This is a genomic window from Aeromicrobium sp. CFBP 8757, from assembly GCF_014841755.1.
In the GTDB taxonomy this organism is placed as follows: domain Bacteria; phylum Actinomycetota; class Actinomycetes; order Propionibacteriales; family Nocardioidaceae; genus Aeromicrobium.
Window position 1 is genome coordinate 47057 of the sequence record NZ_JACYUM010000007.1, and the last position, 26052, is coordinate 73108.

The window sequence follows — 26052 nt, forward strand, 5'->3', positions numbered from 1 at the left end:
GTGGTGTGACGATTCCAGCGCAGTCCGGCTCCTCCGCCTCCGGCCCCCTCCACGGAGTCCGCGTCGTCGAGCTCGTCGGCATCGGGCCCGGTCCGTTCGCGGCGATGCTGCTGGCCGACCTGGGTGCCGACGTGATCCGCGTCGACCGGCCCGGCGGCAACGCCCTGCAGCTGGGGCCCGCCGAGAAGGACATCCTGGGTCGCGGCCGTCCGTCGGTCGCGATCGACCTGAAGAACCCCCGCGGCGTCGAGACGGTCCTCGACCTCGTGGCGTCCGCCGACATCCTGATCGAGGGCCTGCGCCCCGGCGTCACGGAGCGTCTGGGCCTCGGCCCCGCCGACTGCCACGCCCGCAACCCCGCTCTCGTGTACGGGCGGATGACCGGGTGGGGGCAGGACGGACCGCTCGCGCAGGCGGCCGGCCACGACATCAACTACATCGCGGTCGCCGGCGCGCTCGGCGCGATCGGCCGGGCCGGCGGACCGCCCCAGGTGCCCCTCAACCTCGTCGGCGACTTCGCGGGTGGATCGCTCTACCTCGTCACGGGCCTGCTCGCGGCGCTGACGCACGCGCGCTCGACCGGCGAGGGCCAGGTCGTCGACGCCGCGATCACCGACGGCACGGCGCACCTGATGTCGATGATCGTCGCGATGCAGCAGTCGGGGGGCTGGAGCGACCGTCGCGGCACCAACATGCTCGACACCGGCACCCCCTTCTACGACGTCTTCGAGACGTCCGACGAGCAGTGGATGTCGGTCGGCCCGCTCGAGCCGCAGTTCTTCGCCGCGCTCGTCGAGGGCCTGGGGGTCGACCTGCCGGGCCAGTACGACATCGGCCGGTGGGACGAGCTCCGCGAGACCCTGACCTCGACCTTCGCGAGCCGCACGCGGGCCGAGTGGGTCGACGTGTTCGACGGCACCGACGCGTGCGTCGCTCCCGTGCTGAGCCTGACCGAGGCGTACGAGCACCCGCACAACGTCGCGCGCGGCACGTACGTCGAGCACCACGGGCTCACCCAGCCGGCACCGGCTCCGCGGTTCTCGGCGACCCCCGCCACCTTGACGACGGCACCGGAGACCGCGGGTGCCAGCACGGCCGAGGCGCTCGCCGCCTGGGGCGTCGCCGACGTCGACCAGCTCATCGCCGACGGCGTCGCCGTGCAGGCCCCCCGAGACACGACCACTCCTACGAAGGGCACCTCATGAAGCGCACGATCTTCGACTCCGACCACGACGCGTTCCGCGACACCGTCCGCTCCTTCTGCGAGAAGGAGATCGCCCCGCACCACGACCAGTGGGAGAAGGACTCGATCGTTCCCCGCGAGATCTGGACCAAGGCCGGCGACATGGGCCTGCTCGGCTTCATGATGCCCGAGGAGCACGGCGGGGGCGGTGTCACGGACTTCCGCTACAACGCGATCCTGACCGAGGAGATCACCCGCATCGGCGCCAGCGGCATCGGCTTCGTCATCCAGACCGACCTCGTGTCGGGCTACCTGCTGTCGCACGCGACCGAGGAGCAGAAGGCGCGCTGGTTCCCGAAGTTCTGCAGCGGCGAGATGATCACCGCGATCGCGATGACCGAGCCCGGCACGGGGTCCGACCTGCAGGGCATCAAGACCACCGCGGTGCTCGACGGCGACGAGTACGTCATCAACGGCTCCAAGACGTTCATCACGAACGGCATCAACGCCGACTTCGTGATCGTGGTGTGCCAGACCGATCCCTCCGCCGGTGCGATGGGCTTCTCGCTGATCGTGGTCGAGCGGGGCGCCGAGGGCTTCGAGCGCGGTCGCAACCTCGACAAGATCGGCCTCAAGGCGCAGGACACCGCCGAGCTGTTCTTCGACGACGTGCGCGTGCCCCGCACCAACCTGCTGGGCGAGGCCGGCCACGGCTTCATCTACCTCATGGAGAAGCTGCCGCAGGAGCGTCTGTCGATCTCGGTCGTGGCCGCGGCCGCGTGCCGCCGGATGGTCGACATGACGCTCGAGTACGTCAAGGACCGCAAGGCCTTCGGCAAGCCGATCGGCTCGTTCCAGAACTCGCGCTTCACGATGGCCGAGCTCGAGACCGAGACGCAGATCGCGCAGGTGTTCGTCGACGAGTCGATCACGCGCCTCAACGAGGGCACCCTGACGGTCGAGGACGCCGCGATGGGCAAGTGGTGGACGACCGAGCTGCAGAAGAAGGTCGCCGACCAGTGCCTGCAGCTGCACGGCGGCTACGGCTACATGAGCGAGTACCCGATCTCCAAGGCGTACCTCGACACCCGCATCCAGACGATCTACGGCGGCACGACCGAGATCATGAAGGAGATCGTCGGGCGCGGACTCGGCATCTGACGCGCGGCGCCGCCGGGGTCAGCTCCGGCGGCGCACCGTCTCGCGCTTCGCCTCGTCGACGCCCGTCTCGTACGCCGTCACGAGAGCCTGCACCGTCAGGGGCTTGAAGCGCTCGACCAGGGCGATGATGTCCTCGGGCGGTCGGCCCGACGAGCGCAGCGTCGGCCACCACATGGTCTTGAACACCTCGGTGATCTCGCGAGCGACCGAACGGCCGGCCTCGTCGAAGATCTTGCGGGCCGCCAGCGCGACCTCGATCGGCATCTCGGTCTCGATGAACTGGATGCCGACCGCCAGGTGGGCGGGGGCGACCTGGAAGACGTCCTCGGTGGGCGTCGGCTCGACGACGCCGAGGGCGATGAGCCGCTCGAGGTCGTCATCGGTGAGCGGGCGTCCGGCGCGCAGCTCGAGCGACGCGCGGTCGAGCTCCTCGGGACGATCGGCCATCCACGGTGCCAGCAGGGTGCGGTGCAGGGCGACCTGCTCGGGCGTCGCGCCCGCCGGGATGTTCTCGAGGTAGCCCTCGATCGCCGACAGGGTGAAGCCGTGGCCCTGCAGCTCGCGGACGAGCTCGAGCCGGGCGATGTGGTCGGGGCCGTAGAAGCCGTTGCGTCCCTCGCGGCGCGGCGGCGGGATCAGTCCGCGACCGGCGTAGAACCGCACGGTGCGCACCGTCATGCCGACGCGCGACGCGAGCTGCTCGACGCTCATGGTCTCGGCCGGGGTCGTCGTCATGGGTCCGACCTTATTCCACGGGCCCACCGGCGCCGACGAGGTTAGGCTCGGAGCTCGGGAGCTTCGGGGGGCGGAGAGACGATGCGCAGATCTGGTGTGCTGGCGGCGGCGGTGGCGGTACTGCTGGCGGGGTCGGTCGTCGCGGCCACCGCGGGGACCACGACGGGCTTCGCCCAGTGGGGGCCGCTGACGGGGTCGACGAACGACTACGCGACGACGATGCAGCTGCCGGCGGTCGGCTTCCCCGAGGCCACGGTCGCGTCCGACTCGCGCGCGGACGTCGCCCTGCCCTCGGGGGCGACCAACTGGTTCGGCGCGAGCACCCCGCCGGGCCAGCGGTACGGGTCGAGCCGCGACCAGGCGTACCTCAACCTGCGGCCCAGGGCCGACAACGCGTCGTCCCCGTCGACGACGACCTACACGTTCGACCGTCCGACCCCGCAGGGCTGGACCGTCGTGCTGGGCGACGTCGACGCCGACCAGGTCCGGGTCTCGGCGACGCGCGCCGACGGGACCGCCGCGACGACGGCCGACCTGGGCTTCCGCAGCGCCTTCAACCTGTGCGACACGACGCCCCGGCCGAGCAGCGTCTGCTCCGACACGGGTCGACCCAAGGACGTCCCGACGTGGGACCCGGCGACGGCGACCCTGCGGGGCAACGACGCCGCGGTCGACTCCGACGGCGCGACCGGCTGGTTCGAGCCCACCACGTCGCTGCGCACGCTGACGTTCACGTTCACCCGCCGCGCGGGGCTCCCGATCTTCCAGACGTGGTTCGCCGTCACGAAGCAGGACGTGTCGGGAACCGTCGCGGTCACGACCGGCACGTGCTCCCTCGCGAGCGCGACGGTCTCGCTCGTCGACGCGTCGGGCGCCGTCGTGGCGACGCGGTCGGTCGACGCGTCGGGCACCTACGCCTTCGACGGCGTGGCCGCCAGCGACGGCTACCGGGTCGCGTTGTCGGGCGTCCCCGCGACCTGCCTCGTGACGGGCCCGAGCAGCCGCGCGATCGACCTGAGGGCGGGTGACGCCGTGGCCGACTTCTCGGTGCGGCAGGCCGTCCCGGTGCCGATCACGGGCGAGGTGCGCGCCGCGTCCGGTCCCCTCGAGGGCGTGACGGTGACGCTGACGCCCGTGGCCGGCGGTCCGTCCCGCACCACCACGACCGACGTGTCGGGGCGCTACGTGTTCGAGGACAACGCCGACGATGCCGACTACACGATCGCGGTCACCGCGCCGGCCGGCTACCTGCCCGCCCCCGACCGGACGGCCACGGTCCCGGCGGGCGCGACGACCCCCGTCACCGACCAGGACTTCGTGCTGCAGGCCCTGCCCACCGTCAGCGGGGTCGTCGCGGGGCCCGACGGGCCGTTGGCGGGTGTCACGGTCGAGCTGACCGGTGGGGGGTCCACCTACCGGGCGGTGACGGCCGCCGACGGCACCTACGCCCTGCCGCGCGTCCCGGCGGGCGCCTACGTCCTCGCGGTGCCGAACCCGCCGGCGGGCTACCTCACCCCCGCGGCGTCGCCCGTGACGGTCGGGACGGCCGACGTGCCGGACCAGGACGTCGTCCTCTCCCGGGTCGCCGCGACCGGCTCCGTCGCCGGCACCGTGACGCTCGACGGTCGCCCCCTGCCGGGTGCCGTCGTGACGGTCGCCGCCGCCGCCGCCGGCGCCGCCGGCGCCGCGGTGACGACCGACGCCGAGGGCATTTTCGGGATCGGGGCCCTGGCCCCCGGCACCTACCGGGTGACCGTGGCGGCACCGGCCGGCACGAGCGGCGGCGCGGCGCGCACCGTGACGATCACGGTGGCGGGCGAGGACCTGACAGGCCAGGACTTCGCACTCGTCACGGCGCCCGTGACGTCCGACCCCGTCGTCCCCGCGCCGGACGATCCCTCCGACCCGGCCGCCGACCCGACGTCCGACGACGACGGCGGCAGCGCCCCCGACGACGGCGCCGTGCTGCCCGACTCGGGCGGGCCCCCGCTCGCCCTGCCGCTGCTGGGGCTGGCCCTCACGACCGCCGGGGCCGTCGCGGTGGTCGCGGCGCGCCCCCGGCGCGGGTGACCTGCGGCACATCACCCCGACCCTTGGACTTTGACAGTGTTGGTGTCACAATCAACAGTGCCGCCCTCGCGACGGCACCTGTTCTCCATCCACACCTGCGGGACTCATCTCTAAGGAATCCGTTATGACCGAGGCCTTCGTCTACGACGCCATCCGTACGCCGCGCGGTCGCGGCAAGAAGACCGGATCGCTCCACGAGGTCAAGCCGATCTCGCTGGTCACCGGTCTGGTCGACGAGCTGCGCAAGCGCAACCCCACGCTCGACACCGACGGCATCGAGGACCTCGTCCTCGGCAGCGTCTCTCCCGTCGGCGACCAGGGCGGCGACATCGCCAAGACCGCGGCGCTGGCCGCGGGCCTGCCCGACACCGTCGCCGGCGTGCAGCTCAACCGCTTCTGCGCCTCGGGCCTCGAGGCCGTCAACCAGGCGTCGGCGCGCGTGCGCTCCGGCTGGGAGGACCTGATCCTCGCCGGTGGCGTCGAGTCGATGAGCCGCGTTCCGATGGGATCCGACGGTGGCGCCTGGGCCATGGACCCCCGCACGTCCTTCGACACCGACTTCGTGCCGCAGGGCATCGGTGCCGACCTGATCGCGACGATCGAGGGCTACAGCCGCCACGACGTCGACACGTTCGCCGCCGAGTCGCAGGCACGGGCCGCCAAGGCCATCGCCAACGGCTACTTCGCCAACTCCGTCATCCCGGTCAAGGACGCCTCCGGCCTGACGATCCTCGACCACGACGAGTTCGTCCGCGAGGGCACGACGGCCGAGAGCCTCGGCAAGCTGCCCGCCTCGTTCGCGCAGATCGGCGACCAGGGCGGCTTCGACTCCGTCGCGCTCGAGAAGTACCACTGGGTCGAGAAGATCGACCACGTCCACCACGCCGGCAACTCCTCGGGCATCGTCGACGGTGCCGCCCTCGTGCTGATCGGCAACGAGTCCGCCGGGGAGCGCCACGGGCTCAAGCCCCGCGCCCGCATCGTCTCGGCCGCCGTGTCGGGCTCCGAGCCCACGATCATGCTGACGGGCCCCGGCCCGGCCAGCCTCAAGGCGCTGGAGCGCGCCGGGCTGAGCATCGGCGACATCGACCTGCTCGAGATCAACGAGGCCTTCGCGGCCGTCGCCCTGCGCCTCATGAAGGACCTCGGCGGCTACCCGCACGACCAGACCAACGTCAACGGCGGCTCGATCGCGATGGGCCACCCGCTGGGTGCGACCGGCGCGATGATCCTCGGCACCCTGGTCGACGAGCTCGAGCGTCGCGACCAGCGCTACGGCCTCGCGACGCTGTGCGTCGGCGGCGGCATGGGCATCGCCACCGTCGTCGAGCGTCTTCGCTGACCTCCTCCCCTCACCCTCCTTCTTCTTGACCAGAAAGACACACCCATGACCGAAGCAGTGCGATACGAGGCCGAGGGCGGCATCGTCAACCTCGTCCTGGACGATCCCAACCAGAGCGCCAACACGATGAACCAGGACTACGCCGACTCGATGGCCGCGGCCGTCGACCGGCTCGTCCAGCAGATCGCCGACGACCCGGACTCGGTCACGGGCGTCATCGTCTCCTCGGCCAAGAAGACCTTCTTCGCCGGCGGCGACCTCAAGCTCATGACGAAGGCGACGCCGGCCGACGCCGAGACGCTGTTCGCCAACGTCGAGGCCATCAAGGCGACCCTGCGCACGCTCGAGACGTCCGGCAAGCCGGTCGTCGCGGCGATCAACGGTGCCGCGCTGGGCGGTGGCCTCGAGATCGCGCTGGCGGCCCACCACCGCATCGCGGTCGACGGCGGCTACTCGATCGGCCTGCCCGAGGCGACGCTGGGCCTGCTGCCCGGTGGCGGCGGCGTGACCCGCACGGTCCGCATGTTCGGCATCTCCGACGCGCTGATGAAGTTCCTGCTCCAGGGCCAGCAGCTCAAGCCGTCCAAGGCGCTCGCCGAGGGCCTCGTCGACGAGGTCGTCGCGACGCAGGACGAGCTGATCCCCGCCGCGAAGGCCTGGATCGAGGCCAACGCCGGCAACGAGGAGGCCGCGACCCAGCCCTGGGACCGCAAGGGCTACCGCATCCCCGGCGGCACGCCGTCGACGCCCAAGTTCGCCGCGTTCCTGCCGGCCTTCCCGGCCAACCTGCGCAAGCAGACCAAGGGCGCGCTCTACAAGGCGCCGCGCAACATCATGAGCGCGGCGGTCGAGGGCTCGCAGGTCGACTTCGAGACCGCGACGCGCATCGAGTCGCGCTACCTGGTCGAGCTGATCGTGGGCCAGCAGTTCAAGAACATGACGCAGGCCTTCTTCTTCGACCTCGGCGCCATCAACGCCGGCAAGTCGCGCCCCGAGGGCATCGCGCCCACGAAGGCCGAGAAGGTCGCCGTCCTCGGCGCCGGCATGATGGGCGCGGGCATCGCGTACGTCTCGGCCAAGGCCGGCATGCAGGTCGTGCTGAAGGACATCTCGCTCGAGGCCGCCGAGAAGGGCAAGGCCTACAGCCAGGGCATCGTCGACAAGGCCGTGTCGCGCGGCCGCCTGACGCAGGAGAAGGCCGACGCCCTGCTGGCGCTCATCACGCCGACCGACGACTACGCCGACCTCGAGGGCTGCGACTTCGTCGTCGAGGCCGTCTTCGAGTCGGTCAAGCTCAAGCACGAGGTGTTCGGCGAGGTGCAGAAGGTCGTCAACGCCGACGCGCTGCTCGGCTCCAACACGTCGACCCTGCCCATCACGATCCTGGCCGACGGCGTCGACCGTCCCGAGGACTTCATCGGCATCCACTTCTTCTCGCCGGTCGACAAGATGCCGCTGGTCGAGATCATCGCCGGCAAGGACACGTCCGACGAGGCCATCGCGCGCGTCATCGACTACACCAAGGCCATCAAGAAGACGCCGATCGTCGTCGGCGACAGCCGCGGCTTCTACACCAGCCGCGTCATCGGCACGTTCGTCAACGAGGGCGTCGGCATGCTCGCCGAGGGCGTCTCGCCCGTCAGCATCGAGCGGGCCACGACCCAGGCCGGCTTCCCGGCGCCGGTCCTGCAGCTCAGCGACGAGCTCAACCTCGAGCTGATGGTCAAGATCCGCAACGAGTCGAAGGCCGCCGCCGAGGAGGCCGGCCAGGCATGGCCCGAGAGCGCGTCGGAGAAGGTCATCGACACGATGATCGAGCTCGGCCGCCCGAGCCGCCTCAAGGGCGCGGGCTTCTACGAGTACGTCGACGGCAAGCGCGAGGGGCTGTGGAGCGGTCTGGCCGAGCAGTTCCCGATCGCCGACGAGCAGCCGTCGTTCGAGGACCTCAAGGAGCGCCTGACGTTCATCATGAGCATCGAGTCGATCAAGTGCCTCGACGAGGGACTGCTGTCGGTGCCCGACGCGAACATCGGCTCGATCTTCGGCATCGGCTTCCCGGCCCTGCACGGTGGCGCGATCCAGTACGTCAACGGCTACGAGGCCGCCGACGGCTCGATCGGCGTCGAGGCCTTCACGGCTCGCGCGCAGGAGCTGGCGCAGAAGTACGGCGACCGGTTCACCCCGCCCGCCTCGCTGCTCGAGAAGGCCAAGAACGGCGAGAAGTACGTCTGAGCTGTTCGACACGACGCCCCCGGGACCGCGCGGTCCCGGGGGCGTCGTGCGTCCCCTGACGGTCCCGTAGGGTCGACGCCGTCCACACGACCGGCAGGAGAGGGGACGTCCGACGGTGCGCCAGGTCCCCGTGCTGCCCGTCGTCGTCCCGGTCGCCGCAGTGACCATGGCGATCCTGCTGTGGCGACTGTCCCGTCGCGGCCGGCTCACGGTGCCGCGCGCCGCCGTCGCCCTGGCGCTGTGCGTGTACGCGGCCGGCATCGTCGCCAACACCGTCTTCCCGATCCACCTGGACGCTCCCCGCCACCACAGCGCGTGGACGGTCTACGTCACCCCGTTCACGGACTACGAGGTCAACGACGCGGTGACGAACATCGTGGTCTTCGTGCCCGTCGGGATCCTCGTCCACCTGCTCATGGCACGCCCGCCGTGGTGGCGTGTGGTCGGCGTGGCCACGGCGATCAGCGGGTCGATCGAGCTGACGCAGCTCCTCACCGGCAACCTGCTGGGCGGCGGTCACCTGGCCGACGTCAACGACCTGATCTTCAACGTCGTCGGTGCCGCGATCGGCCTCGGTGCGGTGACGCTGCTGTCGCGGGTCCCGGGGGTCGCGCCACTCGTCGACAGGTTCCGCTGGACCCCCGACGCCTGACCGCTCGGCGCCATGTGACGTAGACGTGGTGGATTGGTGAGGCTCGCCTAAGTTACGGTGGGGCGTCATGACCCTCATCGATCGCTCCGCGCCCGCCGGCGAGCAGCGTCCGACCCACCGGTCGCGGGCGGCGCTGTCGGCCGGGCTCGTCGCGCTGATCGGTCTGCTGGTCGTCGTGTGCTTCTTCAGCATCACGATGGGTGCCCGCGGCGTCGGGCTGTCGACGATCTGGAAGGCGTTCACCGACTACGACCCGGGCAGCGCCGCCGAGACGGTCATCCGCGAGCTGCGGGTGCCGCGGACGCTGATCGGCATCTTCGCCGGCGCGGCACTCGGGCTCAGCGGCGCGATCCTGCAGGGCGTGACCCGCAACCCGCTCGCCGACCCCGGCATCATGGGCATCAACGCCGGCGCGGCCGCCTTCATCGTCTTCGGCATCATGGTGCTCGGCACCCAGTCGGTCAGCACCTACGTGTGGTTCGCCTTCGCCGGTGCCGGCGTGGCCACCGTGACGGTGTACGGCATCGCGTCGTTCGGACGCGAGGGGGCGACGCCGGTCAAGCTGGCGCTCGCGGGTGCCGCCGTCACCGCGATCCTGTCGTCGATCACGTCGGCGATCGTGATGACCAACGTCTCGGCCCTCAACGAGCTGCGGTTCTGGCAGGTCGGCTCGCTGGCGGGCCGCTACTTCCCGGTCCTGTGGCAGACCCTGCCGTTCCTGGTCGTCGGCCTGCTGGTGGCGCTCGGCACCGGCCGCGCCCTGAACGGGCTGGCCCTCGGCGAGGACCTCGCGGTCGCGCTCGGCCAGCGGGTGCGCCTGACCCGCATCGTGCTGTTCGTGACCGTCGCGGTCCTGTGCGGTGCCGCCACCGCGGCGTGCGGCCCGATCGTCTTCGTCGGCCTGATCGTGCCGCACCTGGCCCGGATGATCTGCGGACCCGACTACCGCTGGATCCTGACGTACTCCCTGTTCCTGACCCCGGTGGTCCTGCTGGTCGCCGACATCGTCGGACGCGTCGTGGTCTCGCCCGGTGAGCTGCAGGTCGGCGTCGTGATCGGCGTGATCGGTGCGCCGGCGTTCGTCCTGCTCGTCCGCTACCGCAACCTCGCGGAGCTGTGATGGCGACCCCCACGACCCTCGACGTCCCCACCGTCCGCGGCGGGCGACGTCAGCGTCGCCGGCGGGCGACGGTCGTGACGTCCGCGCTGCTGCTCGTCGTCGCGTGCCTGTTCGTGCTGACGATGATGCTCGGCAGCTACTACGTCTCGCCGATCGACGTCATCACCTCGGTGCTCGGGCTGCGCGACGACCCCACGACCGACTTCATCGTGCGCGACCTGCGGCTGCCGACCGCCGCGTCGGGCGTCGCCGTCGGGCTGGCCCTGGGCCTCTCGGGCGTGATCTTCCAGAAGCTGCTGGGCAATCCGCTGGCGTCGCCCGACTTCGTGGGCGTCTCGTCGGGCGCGAGCCTGTTCGCGGTGTCGTCGATCGTGCTGTTCAACGCCAGCAGCTCCGCGGTCTCCGGCTCGGCGCTGCTCGGCGCGCTGCTGACGGCCCTGCTGATCTACGTCCTGGCCTGGCGCGACGGGATCACGGGCTACCGGTTCGTCCTGATCGGCATCGGCGTCTCGAACTTCATGGTCGCGATCATCGGCTACATCGTCTCGCGTGCCGAGCTGTACGAGGCGCGCCAGGCGATGACGTGGCTGGCGGGCACGATCGGCCAGTCGGGTGCCGGCGAGCTGCGGACGCTGCTGGTCGCCGTCGTCGTCGTGATCCCCCTGGCGCTGGTGCTCGAGCGTCCGCTGCGCACCCTCGAGCTCGGCGACGACACCGCGACCGCGCTGGGCTCGCGCGTCGAGCGCAACCGCCTCGTGCTGATCGCGCTGTCGATCGTCCTGATCGGCTTCTCGACGGCGGTGGCCGGCCCCATCCTGTTCGTCGCCCTGATCGCCGGCCCGATCGCCCAGCGGCTGACGGGATCGGCCGGCGGCATCGTGACGGCCGGGCTGGTCGGCGCGGTCATCGTCCTGGGCGCCGACCTCGTCGCCCAGCAGGCGCTGCCGACCCCGCTGCCGACGGGCGTCGTGACGGGCATCATCGGCGCCCCCTACCTCATCTGGCTCCTCGCCACCGTCAACCGGGAAGGACGCGGCGGATGACCTCTCACGACCTGCGCGCCGACAACCTCACGCTCGCCTACGGCGACACCGACGTCGTCCGCGACCTCGACGTCCAGATCCCCGACGGACGCATCACGGTCATCGTCGGGGCCAACGCCTGCGGCAAGTCGACCCTCCTGCGGGGCCTCGCGCGGTTGCTGACGCCCCGCGGCGGGCAGGTGACGCTCGACGGCACGTCGGTGCAGGAGATGAGGAGCATCGACGTCGCCAAGGTGCTGGGCCTGCTGCCCCAGACGCCCGTGGCCCCCGACGGGATCTCGGTCGGCGACCTCGTGGGCCGCGGTCGCTACCCGCACCAGGGATGGTTCCGGCGCTGGAGCGCCGAGGACGACGTCGCGGTCGCGGCGGCCCTCGAGGCGACCGGCACGACCGAGCTGGAGCACCGCGACATCGCCGAGCTGTCGGGCGGCCAGCGCCAGCGGGTGTGGATCGCGATGGCGCTGGCGCAGGACACCGACCTGCTGCTGCTCGACGAGCCCACGACGTACCTCGACATCAACCACCAGGTCGAGCTGCTCGACCTGCTGACCGACCTGAACCGCCAGTCGGGCAAGACCGTCGTGCTGGTGCTTCACGACCTCAACCTGGCCTGCCGCTACGCCGACCACATCATCGCGATGAAGGGTGGCGCGATCGTGGCCGAGGGCGCACCGCGCGACGTCATCGACGCGGCGACCGTCACCGAGGTGTTCGGCCTGGCGTGCGAGGTCGTGCCCGATCCGGTCAGCGGGACGCCCCTGATCGTCCCGCGGGGCCGGCACCACGCACGGCCCGAGGTCGTCCGGACGCTGGCCTGATCCGACCGCGTCGGGTTGCCGTGGCGCCGCCCCGTGATGGGATGGCGGCATGGACGACGGTGCCGAGATCGCGATGTTCCCGCTGGGCTCGGTGCTGTTCCCGGCCATGCCGCTGCCCCTGCGGGTCTTCGAGCCCCGGTACCTGCAGATGCTGCAGGACCTCCTGCCCGACGGTCCGGCCGAGTTCGGCGTCGTGCTGATCGAGCGCGGCCAGGAGGTCGGCGGGGGCGAGAAGCGCTTCGACGTCGGCACGATCGCGCAGGTCGCCGAGCTGAAGGTCGCCGACGGCTACCTGGCGCTGCTGGGCGAGGGCACGCGGCGCATCGAGGTCGTCGAGTGGTCGTCCGAGGACCCGTACCCCCGGGCGCGCGTGCGCGACCTGCCGCCGCTGGAGTGGGACGACGAGCTGCAGGAGCGCTTCGACCAGACCGAGGGGCTCGTGCGGCGGACGCTGTCGAGGGCCAGCGAGTTCGACGACCTCGCGTGGTCGCCGACCGTCCAGCTCAGCGACGACCCCGTCGACGCCTTGTGGCAGCTCGCCGCGATCGCCCCGCTCGGACCGCTCGACCAGATGAAGCTGCTGCGGTGCCGCACGGCGCGTGAGCTGGTCGACGCGATCTTCGCCGCGACGCAGGACGCCGGTGAGACCTACGACGCCAGGGGGCTCTGACCGTGCTGACGTTGAGGGGCGCCTGCGCGACGGTCGAGATCTCCGAGCACGGGGCCGAGCCGCACTCGCTGCGCGCGCCCGACGGTCACGAGCTGCTGTGGCAGGCCGGCGAGGCGTGGCGCCGGCACGCTCCGATCCTGTTCCCGATCGTCGGTCGCGTGCCCGACGACACCATCACGGTCGACGGCCGCGCCCACCCGCTGACGCAGCACGGCTTCGCGCGCGACCTGGAGTGGGACGTCGTGACGTCGGACGAGTCGTCGGCGACCCTCGTGCTGCGCGACGACGACGAGACCCGCGAGCGGTTCCCGTTCGCCTTCGAGCTGACGGCGCACTACGCGGTGGACGACGACGGGTTCGCCACGACCTACGAGGTGCGCAACGCAGGTGACGACCGCGCGATGCCGGTCTCGATCGGCTCGCACCCCGCCTTCGCGTGGCCCATCGAGCCGGGCGCCGCCAAGACCGATCACGTCGTGGTGTTCGACGAGCCCGAGCCGGCGCCGATCCGCCGCCTCGACCACACCCTGGTGCTCCCGGGCCACCAGCCGTCGCCGTTCGACGGCTCGACGCTGAGGCTCGACCCGGCGCTGTTCGCACCCGACGCGATCGTGATGGACCGCGTCGCGAGCCGCGGGCTGCGCTACGTGGCCCCGTCGGGCCGGGGCCTGCGCATGACGTGGGACGACGTGTTCGACGTCTTCGTCGTCTGGTCACGCCCCGACGGTGCCCACCTGCTGTGCCTCGAGCCGTGCGTCGGTGGCGCCGCGCCGATCGACTTCGCGGGCGAGCTGCGCGACAAGCCGGGCGTCGTGATGATCCCCGCCGGTGGCCGCCTGGTCGCGTCGTACCGGATCGACCCGCTGCTCCCGTAGGGCGCGGTCAGCCGCCGAGCGCCTCGTCGAGGCGGGCCACGAAGAAGTCGGCGCTCTCGCGCGTGAAGCACAGCGGCGGCTTGACCTTGAGGATGTTCTGCCGGTCGCCGGTGGGCTGGACGACGACGCCGAGCTGCAGCAACCGGTCGCACAGTGCCGCAGCCTCCTCGGCGGCGGGCTCGAGCGTCGTGCGGTCGCGCACGAGCTCGACGCCCAGGTAGAGGCCGCGGCCGTGGACGGCGCCGATGAGGTCGTGCCGCTCGGCCAGCCTCTCGAGCCCGGCCCGCAGGTGGGCGCCGACGGCGCGGGCCTGCTCCTGCAACCCGTCGCGCTCGAGGATCCCGAGCACCACCCCGCCGATCCGGCTGCTGAGGGTGCTCCCACCGGCGGACGAGAAGAAGGTCCCCTGGTCGGCCAGTGCCCGGGCGATCTCGGCGCGGGTGACGACCGCTCCGAGCGGGTGCCCGTTGCCCATGGCCTTGGCCATCGTGATCACGTCGGGCACGACCCCGTGCTCCTCGTAGCCCCAGAACCAGTCGCCCTGCCGCCCGTAGCCGACCTGCACCTCGTCGGAGACGCACACGCCGCCCCCGGCACGGATCGCGTCGTAGACCCGCGGCAGGTAGCCCGGCGCCAGGCCGATCGCGCCCGCGTTGCCGTTGCGAGGCTCGGCGATCCACGTGCCGACGGGGGTGCCGGCGGCGGCCAGGCGCTCGATCTCGCCCACCGCGTCGCGGGCGTAGGCCTCGCCCGCCCCGGCGCCGCGGTGGGTGCCGCGGTACGCGTTGGGCAGCTCGACGGCGTGCACGTGGGCGGGGCGGGTCTCGTCGGCCCGCGGGTTGTCGGACGTCGAGGTCGACACGGCGTCCGAGGCGACGGTCCACCCGTGGTACGACTCGGTGACGCACAGGACGTCGTCGCGCCCGGTGAACGCCGCGGTCAGGCGCAGCGCCAGGTCGACGGCCTCGGAGCCGCTGTTGACGAGCAGCACCGTGTCGAGGTCGTCCGGCACCGTCGCGAGCAGCCGCTCGCTCAGCTCGGCGACGGCGGCGTAGTGGAAGCGCGAGTTCGTGTTGAGGCGCCGCCACTGGTCGGCGGCGGCGGCCGCGACCTCGGGGTGGCCGTGCCCGAGGATCGTCACGTTGTTGACCATGTCGAGACGGTGGCGCCCCGTCGTGTCGATGAGGTGCTCGCGCCAGCCGCGCTCGATCTGCGGCGGAGCCGCGTAGTAGTGGCTCTGGAGCGGCGCGTACGCGCCGGTGCGCCGGGCGAGCAGGTCGTCCGGCCCACCGTCCGGCAGCGGCGGGGTGCCGAGCAGGGGGGCCGGGTCGAGCACGCGCGTGCGCCAGGCCGCCAGCTCCGCGGGGCGGACGAACCGCGGGGGGAGCCGGTCGCCGACGGCGTCGGCCACCGTGAGCCAGACCGTCGCGCGGTCGGTGGTCGCCAGGGCGTCGCCGGCGCTCACGGTCGCACCGTCGGGGACGTCGGCCTGCGGTGCGCGCAGGACGACGGCGTGGTCGCGGCCCGTGAGGACGACGGCGCCGTCGCGACGAATGACGGTGCCGGCGAACGGCGCGGCCAGGGTCACGGCCGATGCGGTGCGCAGGTCGACCCCGAGGGCGACGGTGGCCGGCTGGTCGCGGCTGAGCGCCGGCGCACGCGTCAGACGTCCCTCGGCGAAGGCCGTGACCGCGGCGCCGTCGCTCGCGGCGTCATCCAGCGCCCGCTGCTCGACGGACCCGCGGTCCTCGAGCCAGGAGCCGTCCCACAGCACGTCGCTGTCGTGCCCCAGCCGCACGACGACGGGCGGGCGCCGCGTGAACGACGGCACCAGGGGTGCGACGAGGGACGGGACGGGAGGCGCGGTGACGGGGCGTCCCAGCGCGAGGCGGATGGCCGCCGTCATGACCTCGGGGTCCTGGGCCGCGGGCACCTCGAACATCGCCCACTCGTCGTCGAGTGCCGCGGCCGCATAGGCGTTGTCGGGGTCGACGGCCAGCTGCTCGGCACCGCTGACGACGAGCGTCGCACCGCGCAGCACGACCAGCGGCCACAGGGCCGTGAGCTCGGCGTCGGTCAGGTGCACCTCGGCGTCGAACGCCTCGACCAGCGGCAGGACGGCCAGGGGCTGGCCGGGCTCGTCACGGAACACGGCGCTGCAGGCGACGGCCAGCTCGGCGACCCGCCAGCTCGTCATCGCGTCGCCGAAGTCGATGATGCCCGTGACCTGCAGGGCGCCGACCGCGTCGCGCCCGCCGACGAGGTTGTCGGTCGTGAGGTCGCCGTGGACCGGCTGGGTCGGGAGCTCGTCGCGCACCGGGTCGAGTCGGGTGCGCCCGCGGGCGACCGCCTCCTCGACCAGGGCACGACGCCCGGGGTCGTCGACGAGGGCCAGCCGGTCCGCCACGACGGACTCGCCCTGCCGCAGGTCCCACTGCAGGTCGCGCTCGAGGCCGGGGTGGACGACGTCGGCCAGGGCGGTCGTGACCTGTCCGGCCAGTCGGCCGATCTGCGCCAGCGTCGCCGGCCACGGGGCCCCGGTGGACGACAGGGGCGAACCGGGGACGAAGGTCAGCAGCCGCAGCGCGTGGGGCACCCCGTCGACGTCGACCGTGACGATCTCGTCACCGTCGAGCGAGGGCACCGGTCGCGGGGTCGCGTGACCGCGCGCCGACAGCTGCCGCATCACCAGGTTCTGCGCCTCGATCTCGGCCCGCGCGAAGACCGGGTTGCTGACCTTCGCGAGGTGCTGCGAGCCGTCGTCGCCCGTGAGCAGGACGTTGCGGTCCTGCTGGCTGCCGAGCTCGACCCCGCGGCCCTCGACGCCGAAGTGCTCGTGCGCCCACGCGACGACGTGGTCGATCGTGACGGCGGGCCGGGGCAGGCCGGTGCTGGAGGGCTCCATGCACCTGATCGTAGGGCTGGCGCGGTGCGCACCGGGTCACGACGAGGCGCGACGCTCGTACTCGGCCCTGGCCTCGACGTCGACGGCCCGCAGCGCCTCGTCGGCACCGATCGCGTGGCCGGCGCCGTTGCGCACCCGGCGGGGCAGGACGTTCATCGAGTAGAACAGCCCCTTGCTCCACGCCGGCACCCACGTCTCGAAGCGGGGCGCCCGCGCGACCTTGACGATCGCGGCCGCGACCTCGTCGGGGCGGACGGCCCGCATGCCCTTGGCGGCCGAGACGCCGGCGGCCAGCTCGGTGTCGACCACCGTCGGCAGGATGCACGAGACGTTGACCCCGAAGGGCGCGAGCTCGGACTGCATCGCCTCGGAGAAGCCCATGACGGCGTACTTGCTGGCGCTGTAGGTCGCGCCGTTCGCGACCGCGATGCGTCCGACCGCCGAGGCGACGTTGATGATGTGGCCGCTGCCGCGCTCGGTCATGTCGGGCGCCACCAGCTTCGTGCCGGTGATGACGGCGCGCAGGTTGACGTCGATGATGCGGTCCGTCGCGGCGTCGGTCTCGTCGACGAGGGGCGAGAGCGGCATGATGCCGGCGTTGTTGACGAGCACGTCGATCGGACCCTGCTCGCGGGCGCGCTCCACGAACTGGGCGTACGACGCGCGGTCGGCGACGTCGACGACGTGGGCGACGCACCGTCCGCCGACCTGCAGCGCCGCCTTGGCGGCGACGTCGTCGTCGAGGTCGCCGATCACGACGACGGCTCCCTGGGCGGCGAACCTGCGGGCGGTCGCGAGGCCGATGCCTCGACCGGCTCCGGTGATGACGACGACCTGGTTGCTGAGCGTGCGGGACATGGGTCCTCCAGAGGGGTGGGCGGGTTCAGCGACGGGTGAGGTGGACGGGCTGGCCGTCCTTGGGGAACGGCAGCGAGGCGTAGCTCATGGGGGCCCGGTAGCCCGGGTCGACGCTCCACTCGAACTGGCGCAGCAGGTGCACGAGGATCGTCTTGACCTCGGCGCCCGCGAAGAACATGCCGAGGCACTTGTGCACGCCGCCGCCGAACGGTTCCCAGGCGTAGCGGTGCACCTTGTCGTCACGACGGTCGTCGGCGAACCGCTCGGGATCGAACCGCTCGGGATCGGTCCACAGCTCGGGCATGTGGTGCGACAGGTGCACCATGACGGCGACGAGCCGGCCCGCCGGGATGCGGTGCCCCATGACCTCGGTCTCCTTGACGGTCCTGCGGGCGAGCACCGGCACGGGCGGCACGAGCCGGAGGCTCTCCTTCATCACGAGGTCGATCGCGACGAGCCCGTCGAGCTCGGCCATCGTCGGGTGCTCGGGCAGCGCGAGCGCCTCGTCGCGGCACCGGCGCTGCCACTCGGGGTGCTGGCCGAGCTGCTGCATGACGGTCGAGACCGTGATGGTCGAGGTGTCGTGCGCGGCCATCAGCAGGAAGATCATGTGGTTGACGACGTCCTCGTCGCTGAAGCGCTCGCCCTCGTCGGTCTCGAGGTGGCACAGCACCGAGAACAGGTCGTCGCCGGGCGTGGCCCGCTTGGCGGCGAGGTGGCGCCCGAAGAACTCCTCGAGCAGCCGGCGGCTCCGCAGGGCGCGGCCCCACCGCGTGCCCGGCACGTTGGCGCGGACCAGCGCCGTCGCCGACTGCACGCAGTCGATGAAGGCCCGGTTGACGCGGTCGAGCTCGTCGGGCGTCGCGAGATCGGCCCCGCCCATGAAGACCTCGGCGGCGAGGTCGAGCGTCAGCTCCTTCAGCGCGGGATAGGCGCGGACGTGCGGGCCCGGCTGCCAGCGCGCCAGTCCCGCCGCGACGGCGGGCTGCAGGGCGGCCGTGTACCCCTCGAGCCGGTCGCGTGTGAAGGCCGACTGCATGATGCGCCGGTGGCGGTGGTGCTCGTCGAAGTCGAGCAGCATCAGCCCGCGGTCGAAGAACGGGCCGACGAGGTAGCCCCAGCCGTCGCCGCTGGCGAAGGCCTTGTCGGCGTTGCGCAGCGCGGCCTCGCACGCGTCGGGCCCCAGCAGGACCGTCCAGCGCTTGCCGATGAAGTCGATGTCGGAGACCGGGCCCCAGCCGTCGTACTGCGTGCGCATCATCGCGAGCGGGTCTCGGACGTAGTCGAGCGTGCGGCCGACGTAGGGGATCCCGCGACGTCGGGGAGGTGCTGTCGTGGTCTGGGTCACACGTGCATCTTGATTCAGACAGGACGCTCTGTCAATATCGAGGCATGGCAGTCAAGGCAGGGACGTATCGCGGCATGTCGGCCGAGCAGCGGGCCGCCGACCGCAGGGCCAGGCTCGTCGAGGCGACGCTCGAGGTGTGGGGGCGCGACGGCGGGCCGAAGGTCACGATGACCCGCGTCTGCGCCGAGGCGGGGCTCACCGAGCGGTACTTCTACGAGAGCTTCACGGGGCTCGACGACGCCCTCGCCGCCGTCATGGACGACATCGCGGCGCAGATCGCGGAGCGGTCGGTCGCGGCGCTCGAGGCCGCGGAGGGCACCCCCGAGCAGCGCGTGCGTGCGGGCATCGGAGCGTTCGTGCAGATCCTGACCGACGACCCCCGCAGGGGGCGCGTCGCGATCGTCGAGTCGCTGTCGATCGACGCGCTGCGGCCGCACCGCGCCCGCCTGCTGCGCCAGTTCGCCGAGCTGGCGGCGCACGAGGCCCGCGACCTCTACGGCCCGGAGGCCTGGAGCGAGGTCGAGGGGCACCTCGCGGCGACGATGTTCATCGGTGGCGTGGCCGAGCTCGTGACCGCGTGGATCGAGGGGACGCTCGCGGCGAGCCCCGGCCAGATCGTCGACGCCGCGACGCATCACTTCACGTCGACTGCCCATCGTTGACGTCGGCGTCGGCGTCGGCGTCGACCTCGGCCTGGCGCAGGCCGCGGCCGAGGCGTGACGAGCGGTAGCCGTAGACGAAGTACACCGCGAAGCCGATCGCGAGCCAGATCAGGAAGCGCACCCACGTCTCGACCGACAGGTTGACCATCAGCCACAGGCACGCCGCGATCGACAGGATCGGGATCAGCGGGACGCCCGGCACGCGGAACGGACGGTCGAGGTCGGCGCGGGTACGACGCAGGATGATGACGCCGGCCGAGACCACGACGAAGGCGAACAGCGTGCCGATGCTGACGAGCTTCGACAGCTCCGAGAGCGGCACGAAGCCGGCCAGCACGGCGACGAACAGGCCCGTGATGATCGTGATGCGGTACGGCGTGCCGAAGCGCGGGTGCACCTTGGCCAGGCCGACCGGCAGCAGCCCGTCGCGCGACATCGCGAACAGCACGCGCGACTGGCCCAGCATCAGCACGAGCACGACGGTCGTCAGGCCCGCGACGGCGCCGACCGAGATGATCTTGCTGGCCCAGTCGAGGTCGTTGGCCTTGAACGCCTCGGCGAGCGGCGCGGCGGTGTTCATGCGCTCGTCGCTGTACTTGAGCATGCCCGTGACGACGAACGAGACCGCGGCGTAGAGGACTGTGACGATCGCCAGCGAGCCGAGGATGCCGCGCGGCATGTCGCGCTGCGGGTTCTTGGTCTCCTCGGCCGACGTCGCGACGATGTCGAAGCCGATGAACGCGAAGAACACGACCGAGGCGGCCGCGATGATGCCGTAGACGCCGAAGACCGTCGGGTCGACGCCGAAGATCGACTGCAGCAGCGTCGAGTCGAGTCCTGACCCGCCCTCGCTGGGCTGGGAGTCGGGGACGAACGGCGTGTAGTTGGACGCCTTGATAAAGAACAGGCCCGCCACGATCACGAACGTCACGACGGCGACCTTCACGATGACCAGGACGCTCGTGAACCGTCCCGACAGCTTGGTGCCGAAGACGCCGAGGGCCGTCAGCGCCAGGACGATCGCGATCGCGCCGAAGTCGGGGATCGCCTCGTCACCGGCCAGCCACGTCGGCAGGTCGAACAGCGACTGCAGGTAGGCCGACCACCCGCGGGCCACGACGGCCGCTCCGAGGGCCAGCTCGAGGACGAGGTCCCAGCCGATGATCCAGGCGATCAGCTCGCCGAGCGTCGCGTACGAGAACGTGTAGGCGCTGCCCGCGACGGGGACGGTCGATGCGAACTCGGCGTAGCAGAGGGCGGCGAGCCCGCACACGATGCCGGCTATGACGAACGAGATCACGATCGCCGGCCCGGCGTTGCTGTACGCCTGCTCTCCCGTGAGCACGAAGATGCCGGTGCCGACCATGACGCCGACGCCGAACACCGTCAGGTCCCAGGCCGAGAGCTCCTTCTTGAGCCGGGTCTCGGGCTCGTCGGTCTCCGCGATGGAGCGTTCGACGGACTTGATGCGGAAGAGATCCATCCGGACATCCTGTGGCGATCGGCGGTCGGGCGCAAGCGCTCAGGCCCTCGCCGGCGCCGCGTGTCGACGGCGGCTCACCGCGTGCGGGGGTACCGGGCCCAGGCGAAGCAGAACAGCCCGAAGGCCGCGAGGCCCAGCGCGACGGCGCTGAGCAGGTACGGCCCGAACGGCTGGTCGCGGACGGTCTTGAGCGCGTCGTCGAGTCCGCCGGCCTTCTCGGGGTCGTACGCCAGCGCGGCCCAGCCGAACAGGATGCCGACGACGCCGACCGCGACGCCCTTCGCGACGTAGCCGACGCGGCCCAGCACGATGACGGCCGAGCCCGAGTCGCCGCTGGTCGCGGGGCCCTCCAGGTCGTGCGTGAACGAGTCGGTGACACCCCGGTGCACCTGTCGCACGCCGAGGGCGATCACGGCGATGCCGATCGCCGCCACGAGCGTCCGGCCCGCGGGGGCGCCGAGCAGGTCGGCCGTCAGGCCCTCCTCCTGGGAGTCGCCGCCCGATCCTCCGCCCGATCCGCCCGCGATCCTCGCGGCCGACACCGCGAGGGCCCCGTACACGACGACGCGGCCCGCGGCGCCCAGGCGCTTGCGCACGCGCTTGGCGCCGTCCTCGGTCGCGTAGCCCCAGATCGCGGTGCCGAGCTGCCACAGCATCAGCGCGACCAGGCCGACCACCGTCGTCCACAGCATCGTGCGGCCGAAGGGCTGGTGGGCGAGTGTCCGCAGGGCGCCGCCGCTGCTCGCGTCGCCCCCGCCCCCGCCCCCGCCCGACCAGGCGACCTGCAGCGCGATCCACGCCACGATCAGGTGGACGACGCCGTACGCCGCGAGCCCGACCCGGGCGCCGTGCTTGAGCAGGTCGCTGTGGCGCGCCTGCTGGGGACTCGTGCCGACCACGGTGGTCAGTCCTCCCGTGCTTCGAGGGCCTCGGCGGCGCGGGCGATGTTGCGCTGCATGCCGCCGAAGACGATGCCGTGGAACGGGTAGATCGACCACCAGTACAGCTGGCCGAGGAGTCCCTTCGGCGCGAAGAGCGCCCGGTGGTGGAACGTCGTCGTCCCGCCCTCGGTCGACCCGACCTGCATCTCGAGCCAGGCCAGTCCGGGCAGGCGCATCTCGGCCCGCAGGCGCAGGAACGTCGCGTCGTCGGTCTCCTCGACGCGCCAGAAGTCGACGACGTCGCCCACGACGAGGTCGCGGGGGTTGCGGCGGCCGCGGCGCAGACCCGGACCGCCGACGATCCGGTCGAGCACGCCCCGCACCCACCAGGCCAGCGACCACGAGTACCAGCCGTTGCGGCCGCCGATGCCCTCGATCACGGTCCACAGGTTCTCGGGGCTCGCGTCGACCTCGCGGGTGCGCTCGTCCTGGTACAGCGAGCCGCCGGCCCAGTCGGGATCGGTCGGCAGGCCCTCGGCGGGTGCCCCCGCCGTCGCGGCGGACGACCAGCTGGTCGGCACGTCGAGGCTCTGGATCTTGGTCAGCGCGAGCTCGACCGAGCGGTCGAAGTCGATCAGCCCCTCGGACGGATCGGGGACGTGCTGCTTGATGTCGGTGTCGCCGGCCACGACGGTGTTGCGCAGCGACTCGACCAGGGGGCGGGCGAGGCTCGCGGGAACCGGGGTGATGATGCCGACCCAGTGGCTCGACAGACCCGGTGACAGCACCGGCACCTTCAGGACGCGTCGCTTGGGAAGGCCCGAGATCTGGGCGAAGCGCTGCATCAGGTCGAGGTACGTCAGCACCTCGGGACCGCCGATGTCGAAGCGCCGGTTGACGTCCGAGGGCATGTCGGCCGAGCCGACGAGGTAGCGCAGCACGTCGCGGATCGCGATCGGCTGGATGCGGGTGTTGACCCACTTGGGCGTGACCATGACGGGGAGCCGCTCGGTGAGGTAGCGCAGCATCTCGAACGAGGCGGAACCCGAGCCGATCACGACACCGGCCTGCAGCACCGTCGTCGGCACGCCCGAGGCGAGCAGGACGTCACCGACCTCGCCGCGCGAGCTGAGGTGCTCCGACAGCTCCTCGCCCTCGGGGATCATGCCGCCGAGGTAGACGATGCGGCTGACGCCGGCCTCCCTGGCGGCGGTGGCGAAGCGCTCGGCCATGTCGTGCTCGGTCCTGCCGAAGTCGTCGCCCGTGCCGATCGAGTGCAGCAGGTAGTACAGGACGTCGACGTCCTTCATGGCGTCGCGCACGTCGCTGTCGCTCGTGCCGTCGCCGACCGCGACCTCGACGTCGTGCGACCACGCGTGGGCGCGGGCCTTGCGCTCGTCGCGCACCATGACGCGCACCGTGTGGCCGGCTTCGAGCAGCTGGGGCACGAGGCGTCCGCCCACGTATCCGGTGGCACCAGTGACGAGACTGCGGGGGGACGACATGTCCCCAGTGTCCTGGGGTCGACCGGTCGGCGCACCTTCTTCCCCGCCGAGGGAGAAGAGCTTCAGAAAAGAGAGGGCTGTGCGGTGATTCGTCGGACGGATTCGTGGCGGGTCAGCAGGTCGACGAACTCGCGATTGACGAAGAGTCGGTCGCGACCGACCTTGATGTCCGTCACGATGTCGGCGGCCGCCAATGACGAGAGCCACGAGGTTGCGGTGGGCCGGGAGACGCCACATCGCTCCATCACCAGGCCGATCCTGCAGCAGGGCTGCTCGAACAGTACGGAGAGCAGCTCAGCATCCGACCCACCTTTGAAAGCCGAGCGCGCACGATGCGCCACGTCCGTCTGGAGAGCTCTGATGGCGGCGATCTTGTTGACCGTCGAGATGGACGTCTGTCGGACACCGTCGAGCATGTAGAGGATCCACTGCTCCCAAGCTCCGTGCTCGGTGACCTCGTGAAGCAGCCGGTAGTAGTCGTTCTTCGTCTCGATGATGTAGCGCGAGAGGTACAGCAGCGGTTGATGGAGCAGGCCCGCCTCGACCAGGAGAAGAATGTTCAGGATGCGTCCAGTGCGGCCGTTGCCGTCGGCGAAAGGGTGAATCGCCTCGAACTGGTAGTGCGCGACGGCCATCTTGACGATGGGATCCATGTCGTCGTCGGCATGGACGAATCTCTCCCACGCCGAGAGCTTGTCCGCGATGACTGTTCGCCCCTCGGGCGGGCTGTAGGTGATGTGGCCCGTGGACGGGTTCGCGATCCTGGTGCCTGGGACGGCCCGGATGTCCATGGTGCGTCCCTTGATGGTCGCGCACACGGCAGAAGCCGTGTTGGCGGTCAGTCCTCGTTCGATCGTCGCAGCGAAGCCAGTTCTGAGTGCTGTCCTGTATCGCAGTGTCTCTCGTGTTGCTGGGTCGTCCGAGGCCTCGTCGTTGTCGAGGTGTCGGAAGAGCGCGTCGGTCGTGGTCACGACGTTCTCGATCTCAGAGCTTGCCTGCGCCTCGAGGATGGGGATCGTGTTGATCAGGACGGACGGGTTGGGGATGGAACGGGCCGCCTGATCGAGCTGACCCAGCGCCGTGTTGGCAAGGACGGTGGCTTTCAGTACCGCGCGGGTCTCGAGCTGAGTGGTGTCGGGTGGTTCGGGAAGGTCGTTGTAGGGCTCGTCGGGTCGCCAAGGACGCATGCAAGGAATGTGACACGTAGGTGCTGACATGTAAAGAAAACTCAAGAATTCTTACACGTTATGACGGGGTGTCAAACCTCTTGCCATATCGGCGGAGACGCGGTGCCCGGGGGCCGGGCGATACCGTCGAGCCATGACGAGCTTCCCGCCTGACGTGGTCGCGGCGATCCTGCACCACATGAACGACGACCACACCGACGACAACCTCACGATCGCGCGCGCCTTCGTCGATCCGGCGGCCACCGCCGCGACGATGACCGACCTCGACACCGAGGGCGGCACCTGGGACGTCGTCGTGGACGGTGAGACCCGCGGGCAGGCCGTCCCGTGGCCCGGACCGGTCGTCGAGCGCGCCGACGTCCGCCGCGCGGTCGTCGCCCTGCACGACGCGGCGGCCGAGCGGCTGGGCCTGCCGGCCCGCGAGGCGCACTGATGTCGGGCGAGACCGAGCGCAGCGTCGAGCTGACGCGCACGGGCCCGTCGCGCTACACCGCGACCAACGTCCGCGGCACGACGCTGCAGATCGGCGACGGCTCCAGCGACGACTTCACCCCCGTCGAGCTGCTGCTGGTCGCGCTGGCCGGCTGCACCGCGCTGACGGTCGACCCGCTCGTGGCGCGACGGGCCGAGCCCGTGACGTTCGACGTGCACACCCGCGCCGACAAGATCCGCGACGAGCTCGGCAACCACCTGGTCGACCTGCTGATGCGGTTCGACGTGGCCTTCCCCGAGGGCGAGGACGGCGACCGGGCGCGCGCGCTGCTGCCCGATGCGATCGCCAAGGCCGAGGAGCGGCTGTGCACCGTTGCGCGGACGCTGGCGATCGGGGCCGAGGCGGACGTCGAGATCCGCGACGTCTAGACCGGTCGGGCCGCCGCTACGCGAGGTGCTGGAGCGGGATGTCCTCGTACGCGAAGCGGTTCGGGAAGTAGTGCGGCGCCAGCGGGCGTCCCGTCGGCTCGACGGTGCCCGGGTCGGCGGGCAGCTCCGCGCACGGGCGCTGGCACGAGTCGTTGCGACGCACGAGGCGGTCGTCGACGACCGTGCCGAGGTAGCGTCCGTCGAGGTCGACGACCTCGTTGTCGTCCCACGGCAGGCACCCGATGCGGCGACCGCGCAGGTCGAAGACGTGCGGGTCGGACCAGCTGCGGCGGAAGGCCACGGGGTCGCCCTCCATGTCGAACAGGTAGACGCTCATCGGACCGCGCCCGTCGCCGTCGTGTCCGCTGCCGTCGTGCCCACTGCTGCCATGCTCATTGCCGTCGAGACCTTCCCCTCTTCCTCCGACGGTACGAGGCGATCGGGTCACGTGGGGGAATTCG

General features: G+C 71.5%; 23 protein-coding genes. 14 read left to right on the forward strand and 9 right to left on the reverse strand.

Features of this window, described 5'->3' with window-relative positions; genetic code table 11:
- Positions 1-5: 5 nt before the first annotated feature.
- On the forward strand, positions 6-1205 hold the full coding sequence (locus IFT73_RS16450; RefSeq protein ID WP_192168547.1) for a CoA transferase: 1200 nt from the start codon (positions 6-8) through the stop codon (positions 1203-1205).
- Positions 1202-2344 (forward strand): acyl-CoA dehydrogenase family protein, encoded by a 1143-nt coding sequence (locus IFT73_RS16455; protein ID WP_056603945.1) that lies wholly within the window; start codon positions 1202-1204, stop codon positions 2342-2344. Before IFT73_RS16450 ends, IFT73_RS16455 begins: the two co-directional genes overlap by 4 nt.
- Positions 2345-2362: 18 nt before the next feature.
- Here the strand turns inward: IFT73_RS16455 and IFT73_RS16460 are convergent, their stop codons facing one another.
- A complete protein-coding gene (locus tag IFT73_RS16460; RefSeq protein WP_056603939.1) occupies positions 2363-3079 on the reverse strand; it encodes a MerR family transcriptional regulator in 717 nt (238 codons plus the stop codon).
- 81 nt (positions 3080-3160) lie between these two features.
- Here IFT73_RS16460 and IFT73_RS16465 point away from each other — a divergent pair, with 81 nt between their 5' ends.
- The 9 genes from IFT73_RS16465 to IFT73_RS16505 all read left to right on the forward strand — a co-directional run bounded on the left by IFT73_RS16465 (position 3161) and on the right by IFT73_RS16505 (position 13901).
- Positions 3161-5149, forward strand: coding sequence for a collagen binding domain-containing protein (locus IFT73_RS16465; RefSeq protein WP_192168548.1), 1989 nt, complete (start codon positions 3161-3163; stop codon positions 5147-5149).
- 124 nt (positions 5150-5273) lie between these two features.
- The gene (locus IFT73_RS16470) at positions 5274-6491 is read left to right on the forward strand and encodes an acetyl-CoA C-acetyltransferase (RefSeq protein WP_056603933.1); all 1218 of its coding nucleotides are present in this window, start codon (positions 5274-5276) and stop codon (positions 6489-6491) included.
- Between the two features lie 45 nt (positions 6492-6536).
- A complete protein-coding gene (locus IFT73_RS16475; RefSeq protein WP_192168549.1) occupies positions 6537-8723 on the forward strand; it encodes a 3-hydroxyacyl-CoA dehydrogenase NAD-binding domain-containing protein in 2187 nt (728 codons plus the stop codon).
- Between the two features lie 115 nt (positions 8724-8838).
- Entirely contained in the window at positions 8839-9375 is a 537-nt protein-coding gene (locus IFT73_RS16480; protein ID WP_197984331.1) for a VanZ family protein, read from the forward strand.
- Positions 9376-9442: 67 nt separating this feature from the next.
- Positions 9443-10495 (forward strand): iron ABC transporter permease, encoded by a 1053-nt coding sequence (locus tag IFT73_RS16485; RefSeq protein WP_192168550.1) that lies wholly within the window; start codon positions 9443-9445, stop codon positions 10493-10495.
- Positions 10495-11538 carry an iron chelate uptake ABC transporter family permease subunit gene (locus IFT73_RS16490; RefSeq protein ID WP_192168551.1) on the forward strand — a complete coding sequence of 348 codons (1044 nt, stop codon included), beginning with the start codon at positions 10495-10497 and terminating at the stop codon, positions 11536-11538. Before IFT73_RS16485 ends, IFT73_RS16490 begins: the two co-directional genes overlap by 1 nt.
- Complete coding sequence (locus IFT73_RS16495; protein ID WP_192168552.1) at positions 11535-12356, forward strand: ABC transporter ATP-binding protein; 822 nt, start codon at positions 11535-11537, stop codon at positions 12354-12356. The genes IFT73_RS16490 and IFT73_RS16495 overlap by 4 nt, the downstream gene beginning before the upstream one ends.
- A 49-nt stretch (positions 12357-12405) precedes the next feature.
- Positions 12406-13026, forward strand: a complete 621-nt coding sequence (locus IFT73_RS16500) for an LON peptidase substrate-binding domain-containing protein (RefSeq protein ID WP_197984332.1) — start codon at positions 12406-12408, stop codon at positions 13024-13026.
- A 2-nt stretch (positions 13027-13028) separates the two neighbouring features.
- Positions 13029-13901: an aldose 1-epimerase family protein gene (locus tag IFT73_RS16505; RefSeq protein ID WP_192168553.1), complete on the forward strand. Its 873-nt coding sequence runs from the start codon at positions 13029-13031 to the stop codon at positions 13899-13901.
- Positions 13902-13908: 7 nt separating this feature from the next.
- Here the strand turns inward: IFT73_RS16505 and IFT73_RS16510 are convergent, their stop codons facing one another.
- From IFT73_RS16510 to IFT73_RS16520, 3 genes are read right to left on the reverse strand one after another with little or no spacing between them, the layout of a single operon-like run.
- Positions 13909-16806 carry an aminotransferase gene (locus tag IFT73_RS16510; RefSeq protein ID WP_192168554.1) on the reverse strand — a complete coding sequence of 966 codons (2898 nt, stop codon included), beginning with the start codon at positions 16804-16806 and terminating at the stop codon, positions 13909-13911.
- Between the two features lie 36 nt (positions 16807-16842).
- A complete protein-coding gene (locus IFT73_RS16515; protein WP_192168555.1) occupies positions 16843-17664 on the reverse strand; it encodes an SDR family oxidoreductase in 822 nt (273 codons plus the stop codon).
- Between the two features lie 25 nt (positions 17665-17689).
- Positions 17690-19012 (reverse strand): cytochrome P450, encoded by a 1323-nt coding sequence (locus IFT73_RS16520; protein ID WP_371811313.1) that lies wholly within the window; start codon positions 19010-19012, stop codon positions 17690-17692.
- A 44-nt stretch (positions 19013-19056) separates the two neighbouring features.
- On the opposite strand from IFT73_RS16520, the gene IFT73_RS16525 reads away from it, so the two are divergent.
- Entirely contained in the window at positions 19057-19674 is a 618-nt protein-coding gene (locus tag IFT73_RS16525) for a TetR/AcrR family transcriptional regulator (RefSeq protein WP_192168556.1), read from the forward strand.
- Here the strand turns inward: IFT73_RS16525 and IFT73_RS16530 are convergent.
- The 4 genes from IFT73_RS16530 to IFT73_RS18690 all read right to left on the reverse strand — a co-directional run bounded on the left by IFT73_RS16530 (position 19652) and on the right by IFT73_RS18690 (position 24730).
- A complete protein-coding gene (locus IFT73_RS16530; protein WP_192168557.1) occupies positions 19652-21157 on the reverse strand; it encodes an amino acid permease in 1506 nt (501 codons plus the stop codon). The genes IFT73_RS16525 and IFT73_RS16530 overlap by 23 nt on opposite strands.
- A 74-nt stretch (positions 21158-21231) precedes the next feature.
- Entirely contained in the window at positions 21232-22056 is an 825-nt protein-coding gene (locus IFT73_RS16535; protein ID WP_371811314.1) for a DUF1206 domain-containing protein, read from the reverse strand.
- Positions 22057-22061: 5 nt separating this feature from the next.
- A complete protein-coding gene (locus IFT73_RS16540) occupies positions 22062-23543 on the reverse strand; it encodes an SDR family oxidoreductase (RefSeq protein WP_197984333.1) in 1482 nt (493 codons plus the stop codon).
- Between the two features lie 62 nt (positions 23544-23605).
- Positions 23606-24730, reverse strand: coding sequence for a Fic family protein (locus IFT73_RS18690; RefSeq protein ID WP_197984334.1), 1125 nt, complete (start codon positions 24728-24730; stop codon positions 23606-23608).
- 133 nt (positions 24731-24863) lie between these two features.
- On the opposite strand from IFT73_RS18690, the gene IFT73_RS16545 reads away from it, so the two are divergent.
- Both IFT73_RS16545 and IFT73_RS16550 read left to right on the forward strand, forming a co-directional pair.
- Entirely contained in the window at positions 24864-25163 is a 300-nt protein-coding gene (locus tag IFT73_RS16545) for a DUF2470 domain-containing protein (protein WP_192168559.1), read from the forward strand.
- Positions 25163-25591 carry an OsmC family protein gene (locus tag IFT73_RS16550; RefSeq protein ID WP_192168560.1) on the forward strand — a complete coding sequence of 143 codons (429 nt, stop codon included), beginning with the start codon at positions 25163-25165 and terminating at the stop codon, positions 25589-25591. Before IFT73_RS16545 ends, IFT73_RS16550 begins: the two co-directional genes overlap by 1 nt.
- 16 nt (positions 25592-25607) lie before the next feature.
- Here the strand turns inward: IFT73_RS16550 and IFT73_RS16555 are convergent, their stop codons facing one another.
- Positions 25608-25928, reverse strand: coding sequence for a hypothetical protein (locus IFT73_RS16555; protein ID WP_056603884.1), 321 nt, complete (start codon positions 25926-25928; stop codon positions 25608-25610).
- Positions 25929-26052: the final 124 nt, after the last annotated feature.